At 65.1% G+C, this 9,109-nt stretch carries 7 protein-coding genes; 2 read left to right on the top strand and 5 right to left on the bottom strand.

Translation table 11 applies throughout. The annotated features are described in order from the left end of the window. Positions 1 to 109 precede the first annotated feature (109 nt). Together H7A13_04275 and H7A13_04280 are read left to right on the top strand one after the other, a co-directional pair. Positions 110 to 1,687: a hydantoinase B/oxoprolinase family protein gene (locus H7A13_04275; protein MCP5332557.1), complete on the top strand. Its 1,578-nt coding sequence runs from the start codon at positions 110 to 112 to the stop codon at positions 1,685 to 1,687. A gap of 76 nt (positions 1,688 to 1,763) precedes the next feature. Further along, a complete protein-coding gene (locus H7A13_04280; protein ID MCP5332558.1) occupies positions 1,764 to 3,788 on the top strand; it encodes an NADPH-dependent 2,4-dienoyl-CoA reductase in 2,025 nt (674 codons plus the stop codon). A gap of 27 nt (positions 3,789 to 3,815) precedes the next feature. On the opposite strand, the gene rsgA is transcribed toward H7A13_04280, so the two are convergent. The 5 genes from rsgA to H7A13_04305 form a co-directional block, all read right to left on the bottom strand. Next, on the bottom strand, positions 3,816 to 4,841 hold the full coding sequence (gene rsgA / locus H7A13_04285) for a small ribosomal subunit biogenesis GTPase RsgA (GenBank protein MCP5332559.1): 1,026 nt from the start codon (positions 4,839 to 4,841) through the stop codon (positions 3,816 to 3,818). Between the two features lie 47 nt (positions 4,842 to 4,888). Further along, the gene (locus tag H7A13_04290; GenBank protein MCP5332560.1) at positions 4,889 to 5,533 is read right to left on the bottom strand and encodes a sulfotransferase family protein; all 645 of its coding nucleotides are present in this window, start codon (positions 5,531 to 5,533) and stop codon (positions 4,889 to 4,891) included. Between the two features lie 133 nt (positions 5,534 to 5,666). Further along, positions 5,667 to 6,866: an acetylornithine transaminase gene (locus H7A13_04295; protein MCP5332561.1), complete on the bottom strand. Its 1,200-nt coding sequence runs from the start codon at positions 6,864 to 6,866 to the stop codon at positions 5,667 to 5,669. Between the two features lie 16 nt (positions 6,867 to 6,882). After that, entirely contained in the window at positions 6,883 to 7,890 is a 1,008-nt protein-coding gene (locus tag H7A13_04300; protein ID MCP5332562.1) for an NAD-dependent epimerase, read from the bottom strand. Between the two features lie 28 nt (positions 7,891 to 7,918). Beyond that, a partial coding sequence (locus tag H7A13_04305) for a nucleotide sugar dehydrogenase (GenBank protein MCP5332563.1) occupies positions 7,919 to 9,109 on the bottom strand: 1,191 nt, incomplete at its 5' end.

Here is a 9,109-nt window from a genome sequence, read left to right on the forward strand (position 1 = left end):
CATGCCGGCTTGGCAACGAATCGGGCCGGATCGGCAGGGCGTGGGCATGCGGATGTCATCGTGCTGTTCCAGGCAGTAGAATCGGCCAGAGCATCATCAGGGCACTGCAATGAATCCGGTCGAGCGAGCGCTGTTCATCAGTCGCATCGAAGCGCTGTGCGAGGAGATGGGGTCGGTGCTGCGGCGGGCGGCCTTTTCACCCAACATCAAGGATCGGCTCGACTTCTCCTGCGCACTCTTCGATCACGAGGGCAAGCTGGCGGCCCAGGCGGCCCACATTCCGGTCCATCTCGGCAGCATGGCCCATGCGATGGCCGATGTCGTTGCCGGCATCGACTGGCAGCCCGGTTCGATGGTGATGCTGAACGACCCCTATCTGGGCGGTACCCACCTGCCCGATGTCACGCTGATTGCGCCGCTGTTCTGTCCCAGCGGCAGTTGCCAGAGCCGTCTGGTCGGTTTTGTCGCCAACCGGGCCCACCATGCCCACATCGGTGCGGCCTCCGCCGGTTCGATGCCGCTGTCGCGGACACTGGCACAGGAGGGGGTGGTGATTCCGCCGACCCGGGTGATCGCCAATGGACGCTGGCTGCCGGCTGGCCTCGAACTGATCCGTTCGATCGATGCCGGGCGAGCCTCCGCGGCCACCGACCCTGCACTCTTCGGTGACTTTGCCGCCCAGGTCAGCGCCAACCGCGCCGGCGCCGAGCGTGCCGCGGAGCTGCTGAGCGCCCTCGGACCCAGTGGTTTCTCCAGCGCGCTGAATGAGGTCAACGACTATGCCGGCCGGCTGGCCGACAGTGCGCTGGCGGCCATTCCCCAAGGTGAATACCACCACATCGACTGGCTGGATGACGATGGCCAGGGGCAGCGGCGGATTCCGCTCGAGGTGCGGTTGCAGGTGGAGCCGGGGCGCATCGAGGTCGATTTCAGTGGCAGCGCCAGTCAGGTCGAGGGCAACATCAACTGCCCACTGTCGGTGGCCGCAGCGGCGGTCTACTATGTCTTTCGCTGCCTGATGCCGGCGCAGACGCCCAACTGTGCGGGTGCCTTTCGCAGCATCATGCTGCATGCGCCGCCCGGCTCGCTGCTCAATGCCCGCCCGCCGGCGGCCGTGGCGGCCGGCAATGTCGAGACCTCGACCCGGGTGGTCGACCTGCTGCTGGGGGCGCTGGCCCAGGCAGTGCCGGGGCGGATTCCCGCCGCCAGCCACGGCAGCATGAACAATGTCGCCATGGGCAGTCGCGGCGACATCGGTGCCGCCTGGGACTATTACGAAACCATCGGTGGCGGCATGGGCGGCAGTCCGCTGGCGGCCGGGCTCTCGGCGGTGCAGACACACATGACCAACACCCTCAACACGCCGGTGGAGAGTCTGGAGCGGCACTTCCCGCTGCGGATCAGCCGCTATGCGGTGCGGCGCGGCTCGGGTGGCGCCGGTCTGCACCGGGGCGGCGATGGCCTGATCCGGGAGTTTCTGCTGCTGCAACCGACCGAGGTGACGCTGCTGACCGAGCGGCGTACGCTGCAACCTTGGGGGTTGGCCGGTGGCGAGCCGGGTGCCGCCGGCCGCAATCTGCTGAATGGCCAGCCGCTGCCGGCCAAGTGCCAGTTCGTCGCCCAGGCCGGAGATCGGCTGGCCGTGATGACGCCGGGAGGTGGCGGCTGGGGTCTGGCCGAAGTTTGAGTGGCGTGCGCGCGCAACCGGATGAGTGGCTGGTGTTTGTCGAATCGATGATCCATAACAACAACGAGGTGATGAGATGAGTTCCTATGACCACCTGCTGGCACCGCTCGATCTGGGCTTTGTCCGGCTGAAGAACCGGGTACTGATGGGATCGATGCACACCGGGCTCGAGGAGCATCCCGACGGTTTTCGCAGAATGGCTGCCTTTTATGGCGAACGGGCGCGCGGTGAGGTGGGATTGATCGTCACCGGTGGCATTGCACCGCACATCAGCAGTGTCGGGCCGCGTGGCGCCAAGCTGACCACCGAGGAGGAGGCGCAGCGCCACCAGATCATCACCGAGGCGGTGCACCGCGAGGGTGGCCTGATCTGCATGCAGATCCTGCACACCGGGCGCTATGCGCACCATCCCGGGTTGATCGCCCCTTCGCCGATCCGGGCGCCGATCAGCCAGTTTTCCCCACGGCAGGTCAGCAGCGAAGAGATCGAGGAGCAGATCGAGGCGTTCGTCCACACCGCGGCGCTGGCCCGTCATGCCGGCTACGATGGCGTGGAGGTGATGGGCTCCGAGGGCTACTTCATCAACCAGTTTCTGGCAGCGCACACCAACCAGCGCAGCGACGAGTGGGGTGGCAGCTTCGAGCGGCGCAGCCGGCTGCCGATCGAGATCATCCGGCGCATGCGCCAACGGGTGGGGCCGGACTTCATCATCATCTACCGGCTGTCGATCCTCGATCTGATCGAACGGGGCAGCAGTTGGGAAGAGGTGGTGCAGCTCGCCAGGGCGATCGAGGCGGCCGGGGTCACGCTGATCAACAGCGGCATTGGCTGGCACGAAGCGCGCATTCCGACCATCGCCACCATGGTGCCGCGCGCCGCCTTCACCTGGGCGACGGCGAAGCTGAAGGGTGAGGTGAAGGTGCCGCTGGTCACCTCCAACCGCATCAACACCCCCGAAGTGGCCGAGGCGGTGCTGGCGCGCGGTGATGCCGACATGGTGTCGATGGCGCGCCCCTTTCTGGCCGACAGCGACTTCGTCAGGAAGGCGCGGCTGGGACGGTCGGACGAGATCAACACCTGCATCGCCTGCAACCAGGCCTGTCTCGACCACACCTTCACCGGACGGCTCAACAGCTGTCTGGTCAATCCGCGCGCCTGTGCCGAGACCGAGTTCGACTATCGACCGACCAGCACGCCGAAGCGGGTCGCGGTGGTGGGTGCGGGCCCCGCTGGCCTGGCCTTTGCCACCACCGCGGCCGAGCGTGGCCACCGGGTGACGCTGTTCGAGGCGGCGGATCGCATCGGCGGCCAGTTCAATCTGGCCCGACGGATTCCGGGCAAGGAGGAGTTCAGCGAAACGCTGCGCTACTTCGGCCGCCGCATCGAGCTGACCGGCGTCGACCTGAGGCTCAACCACCGAGCGCAGGCGAGCGAATTGATCGATGGCGGTTATGACCTGGTGCTGCTGGCCAGCGGCATTCAGCCACGCACGCCGGAGATCCCCGGCATCGACCATCCCAAGGTGGTCGGTTACATCGATGCCATTCGTGAGCCGCAACGGATCGGTCAGCGGGTGGCGATCATCGGCGCCGGCGGCATCGGCTTCGATGTCGCCGAGCTGCTGGTTCATCAGGGGGCTTCGAGCAGTCTCGATCCGCTGCTGTTTGCCGCCGAGTGGGGCATCGACACCCAATTGAAGGCACGCGGCGCGGTGGCGGGCATCGAGCCGCGCTTTGCCCCGGCGGCACGGGAGGTGGTGCTGCTGCAGCGCAAGGCGGACCGTTTTGGTTCCACGCTGGGCAAAACCACCGGCTGGATCCATCGCATCAATCTGGAGAAGCGCGGCGTGCGGATGATCGCCGGTGTCGCCTATCGCCAGATCGATGATGCCGGGCTGCACATCGAGGTGAACGGCGAGCCGAGGCTGCTCGATGTCGACCATGTCGTCCTCTGCGCCGGGCAGGAGCCACTGTGCAGCCTGCAACAGCCGCTGGAGCAGGCTGGCATCAGGGTTCAGCTGATCGGCGGCGCCAAGCTGGCGGTGGAGCTCGATGCCAAGCGGGCGATTGATGAGGGTTGCCGGCTGGCGGCTGCGCTGTGAACGCTGGGTGACACCGGGCAGCGCAGCTCACTGGCCGCTGTCGCTGCCATCGTTGGCCAGGATGCGCCTGAGGTTCTGCCACCGGGAGGGTGCCATCACGCCGGCCGCGATGGCTGTCGTCAGCGCGCAGTCGGGCTCCTGCTGATGCTGGCAGTCGCGAAAGCGGCATCGCCCCAGCAGTGGGCGCAGTTCGCGGAAGCCCGCCCACACCGCATCCGGCGACAAATGCCACAGCCCGAACTCGCGCACACCCGGCGAGTCGATCAGATCGCCGCCCTGTGGCAGATGGTAAAGCTGGGCCGTGGTGGTGGTGTGACGGCCGCGCAGGTTGGCTGCGGAGATCGCGCCGAGGGCAATCTCTGCTTCGGGCAACAGTGCCTTCAGCAGCGAGGATTTGCCGACGCCGGACTGGCCGACCAGGATCGCGGTTCGCCGCTGCAACCGCTCGGTCAGTGCCGCCATGCCGCTGTGGTCGTGGCAGGAGGTTTCGAGGGTGGGATAACCGAGGCCGCGGTAGAGTTCGAGCAGTGCCCTCACCGAGTCGGCGTCGGCGGCCGGCAGTGAGGTGAGCAGGTCCCACTTGTTGAGAACCAGCATCGCATCGATGCCAATCTGCTCCACCGCGACCAGATAGCGGTCGAGCAGAATCTCGATCGGCGCCGGTTGCGGTGCCAGCACGATGACCACCAGATCGAGGTTGGCGGCGATCGGTCGCAGGCCGCCGTGGCTGCTGGGGCGTGCCAGCAGCGCGCTGCGGGGCAGCAGGGCGGTGATCACCCCTTCTCCCGCGATGCCGGTGCGGCGCCAGACCACCCGGTCTCCCACCGCGATCGGCTCGATGTTGGCGCGCTGGTGGCACTGCACCCGCAGCGGGTGGCCATCCGCGTCGCGGCTTTCGACCTCGAGCAGTGCACCACGGTGCACCATCACCAGGCCGATCTGCTCATCGCCCTGGCTGGCCAGCGCCTCGTCCACGGTCTGCCGCCGAATCCGGTCACCCTGGTGACGGTCGATGCGGCGGCGTTGCTGCTGGGTCAGATGGCGCTTGCTCACGTGGTCGAGGCAGAAATCACAGGTGAGTCAAGGCGGTGAAACTCCGTTCAAAGCTTCAGGGTACGGCGGTTGAGCATGCGGGTCTGGAACTCCTCGGTGGAGTTGACCTGCGGGAAGGGGCTGTCGGGCACGGGGCATTCCAGGAACTCGCACAGCGGCTCCCAGCCTTGCGCGACCTCATACACCAGCAGTTGCCGGGGCGACAGGCTCGACTTCACCGTCTCGATGTGACGTTGATAGACCGCGATCGCGTGGGTCGGGTCATCCAGCCGTCCGTCAAAGGTGTTCTGCAGAATCAGTTGCCGGGTCATCGCGCGGTGAGCGGTCAGTTGTGGCGACTCGTCTGTCGAACTGGGCGCGATCAGCGTCTGATAGATGGTGCTGATGATGCTTTGGTACCACTTCTGCGGATCGCGCAGCGTCAGCACCACCTTGGCCTGCGGGAAGGCTTCGGTCAGTTCGCGCCAGAAGGCGCAGACCGGCCAGTCGACGGCGGCCTGATAGCCGTTCAGCAGCGCCTTCCAGTCGGGCAGTCGACCTTTGGCTGCCGCCTGCCACTGCGGAATGTGAGTTGGATTGTTGAACACTTCGAGCATGTGGTAGCAGGGGTTGAAACCGAGCTGCTCCAGCGCCTGCTTGAACGAGAGGGTGCCGGTACGACCGAAGCCGGCGCCAATCACCTTGATGCTCATTATCAAATCCTCTTTGCAATATGTTGTTTTTACGATGTTATTTTTTTGATTCTCAGGCGGAGTTCAGCTTGGGCCGCCGTCGTATTCTCGGCGGTTTGTCAAAACTGCGCAAACCGGTCGCCGGGGCCATTCGTCAGGCGCGTTTGTGCACCAGGGTGATGGCGCTGCGCAGTCCATCGATCATCCGGTCGATCTCGGCAGCCGTGACATTGAGCGCCGGCATGAAGCGCAGCAGTGACGGGCGTGGCGCGTTGAGCAGCAGTCCATCGGGTTCGAGCGCATCGCGCGCGGCAGTCACCACCTGCGTGCCGATCTCCTGCTTGAGTTCCAGGGCGCGCAACAGGCCGATGCCGCGCTCGCCGCCCAGATCCAGTTCGACACAGAGCTCAGTGAGCCGGGAGGAGAGGTGCGCCCCCATGGCGCGCACCTGCGGCAGAAAACCAGGCTCGAGCAGCCTCTGCACCACCGCCAGACCCACCGCAGTCATCAGTGGATTGCCGTTGTAGGTGCCGCCCTGCTCACCATGTTCGAAGACGCAGGCAGTGCGCTTGGCCAGCAGTGCCGCCAGTGGCACGCCGCCGCCCAGCCCCTTGCCGAGGGTCATGATGTCCGGTTCGACGCCGTAGTGCTGGTAGCCGAACAGCGTTCCCAGCCGGCCGATGCCGGTCTGGACCTCATCGAAGATCAGCAGCAGGCGGTGCTGGTCGGCCAGCTCGCGCAGCCCCTGCAGAAAGGCCGGGCTGGCGCAGTTGACACCGCCTTCGCCCTGCACCGGTTCCACCATGATGGCGACGGTGTGCGCTGTGATCAGCCGCTCCACCGATGACAGATCATTCAGCACGGCCTTGGGAAAACCGGGCACCTGGGGTGCGAACATCGTGTCCCAGCCCGCCTTGCCGGAGGCGGACATGGTGGCCAGCGTGCGGCCATGAAAGCTGTCGAGGGTGGTGATGATCTCGTGGGCACCGCCCTTGTGCTGACGCCCCCATTTGCGGGCCAGCTTGATCGCCCCTTCGTTGGCCTCGGCACCGCTGTTGGTGAAGAAGACCTGATCGAGACAGGATTCCCGGGTCAGCAGGGCCGCCAACTGGAGGGCCGGTTCGTTGTAGAAGGCCGGGCTGGGAGTGATCAGCTGTGGTGCCTGGGCAGCGAGCGCCTCGACGATGCAGCGTGGTGAATGACCCAGCGCATTGACCGCCCAGCCTTGCACGAAGTCGAGATAGCGCCGGCCGGTGTGGTCCCACAGCCAGGAGCCCTCGCCATGGGTCATCACCAGCGGTGGCCGTGGCGTGATCTCCATCAGGTGGTCGATCGGATAATCCTTGAACTGCATGGTGGTGATTCCTGGGTCAGATCCGATAGTAGTCGCGGTACCAGCGCACGAAGCGCTCGATGCCCACCTCGATCGGAGTCTCGGGGCGGTAGCCGACATCCCGGATCAAGTCGTCGACATCGGCATAGGTGTCGGGCACGTCGCCGGGCTGCATCGGCAGCAGCCGCTTGTTCGCCTGCTTGCCGAGACACGCTTCGAGCACTTCGATGTAGCGCAGCAGTTCGACCGGCCGGTTGCTGCCGATGTTGTAGAGGCGGTAGGGCGCCAGGCTGGTGCCGGGGTCGGGCTGATCCCCCGACCAGACCGGATTGGGCGCCGCCACCTGGTCGAGCGTGCGGATCACCCCTTCGACGATGTCATCGATGTAGGTGAAGTCACGCCGATGGTGGCCGTGGTTGAAGACGTCGATCGGTTCGCCGGCCAAAATCGCCTTGGTGAAGATGAACAGCGCCATGTCGGGCCGGCCCCAGGGGCCATAGACCGTGAAGAAGCGCAGTCCGGTGGTCGGCAGCCGGTAGAGATGGCTGTAGGTGTGCGCCATCAGCTCGTTGGCCTTCTTGGTGGCGGCATAGAGGCTGACCGGGTGGTCGACGTTGTGATGGATCGAAAACGGCATGGCGGTGTTGGCGCCATAGACCGAACTGCTCGATGCATAGACCAGATGTTCGACCTGGTGGTGCCGGCAGCCTTCGATGATGTTCATGAAGCCGACCAGGTTGGCATCGACATAGGTGTGCGGATGGGTGATCGAGTAACGCACACCGGCCTGGGCCGCCAGATGTACCACCCGCTGCGGCGCGTGGCTGGCAAAGAGCGCATCGACCGCCGGCCGATCCTCCAGGCTGATGCGCAGGTCGGTGAAATTGGGGTGAGCGGTGAGCCGGGCCAGTCGGTCCCGCTTCAACTGGACATCGTAGTAGTCGTTGAGGTTGTCGAGGCCGATCACCTCGTCACCGCGCTCGAGCAGCCGCAGGCTGAGTGCCGAGCCAATGAAGCCGGCACTGCCGGTCACCAGAATACGCATGGGGTTTTCCTGAAAAATACTGCGAGAATCAGAGGCGGCCGTCCACTTCCTCCTTGGGGAAGAGGTATTTTACGTCGAACAGCACATGAAGTGGCTTGCCGAAGCGGCGCATGCCGGTGCTGCCGAGTGCGCGGAACTGATCGTGTCCCACCGCGACGATGATGGCGTCGTACTGCCCCGGCTGTGGCGTGTCGACCAGGTTGATGCCCTCATATTCAGCACGCAGGTGGTGCGGATCGATCCAGGGGTCGTGCACATCGACCTGAACGTGATAGCCCTGCAATGCCTCGACGATGTCGACCACCCGGGTGTTGCGAAAATCGGGGCAGTTCTCCTTGAAGGCGAGCCCCATCACCAGCACCCGTGAATCGACCACCGGCACCCGCTTGCGGGTCATCAGCCGGATCACCTGCTCGACGACATGGGCACCCATGCCATCATTGATGCGCCGCCCGGCCAGGATCACCTCGGGGTGGTAGCCGATCTCCTGCGCCTTGTGGGTCAGGTAGTAGGGGTCGACGCTGATGCAGTGGCCGCCGACCAGACCGGGACGAAACGGCAGAAAGTTCCATTTGGTGCCGGCCGCGACCAGCACCTCTTCGGTGTCGATGCCGAGCCGGCTGAAGATCAGCGCCAATTCGTTGACCAGCGCGATGTTGAGGTCGCGCTGGGTGTTTTCGATCACCTTGGCGGCTTCGGCCACCCGGATGCTGCTGGCGCGGTGGGTGCCGGCCGTGATGATGCTGCGGTAGAGCTGGTCGACATAGTCGGCCACCTGCGGCGTCGAACCGGAGGTGACCTTCCTGATCATCGGCAGACGGTGGCTCTTGTCGCCCGGATTGATCCGCTCCGGGCTGTAGCCGGCAAAGAAATCCTGGTTGTATTTCAGCCCGGAAGCCGCTTCAATCAACGGGATGCACTCCTCTTCGGTGGCGCCCGGAAAGACCGTCGATTCGAAGATGACCACGTCACCCGGCTTGATCACCTGGCCGATGGTACGGCTGGCGCCCTGCAGTGGCGTGAGGTCGGGGCGGCGGTGGCGATCGATCGGCGTCGGAACCGTGACGATGTAGACGTTGGCCCCTTGCAACGGGGCCGGATCGTTGCTGAAACGCAATTGCGAGCTGCCACGCAACTCCGCGTCAGACACTTCCAGTGTGCTGTCATGGTTGTTTTTCAACTCATTGATACGATCGATATTGATGTCAAAACCGATCGT

The sequence above is a fragment of the Pseudomonadales bacterium genome, from assembly GCA_024234215.1.
Lineage (GTDB): Bacteria > Pseudomonadota > Gammaproteobacteria > Pseudomonadales > UBA5862 > JACKOQ01.

Coding starts and splice junctions, on each gene's coding strand:
- H7A13_04275 (MCP5332557.1), top strand. CDS start 110: ATGAATCCGGTCGAGCGAGCGCTGTTCATCAGTCGCATCGAAGCGCTG.
- H7A13_04280 (MCP5332558.1), top strand. CDS start 1,764: ATGAGTTCCTATGACCACCTGCTGGCACCGCTCGATCTGGGCTTTGTC.
- H7A13_04290 (MCP5332560.1), bottom strand. CDS start 5,533: ATGAGCATCAAGGTGATTGGCGCCGGCTTCGGTCGTACCGGCACCCTC.
- H7A13_04295 (MCP5332561.1), bottom strand. CDS start 6,866: ATGCAGTTCAAGGATTATCCGATCGACCACCTGATGGAGATCACGCCA.
- H7A13_04300 (MCP5332562.1), bottom strand. CDS start 7,890: ATGCGTATTCTGGTGACCGGCAGTGCCGGCTTCATTGGCTCGGCACTC.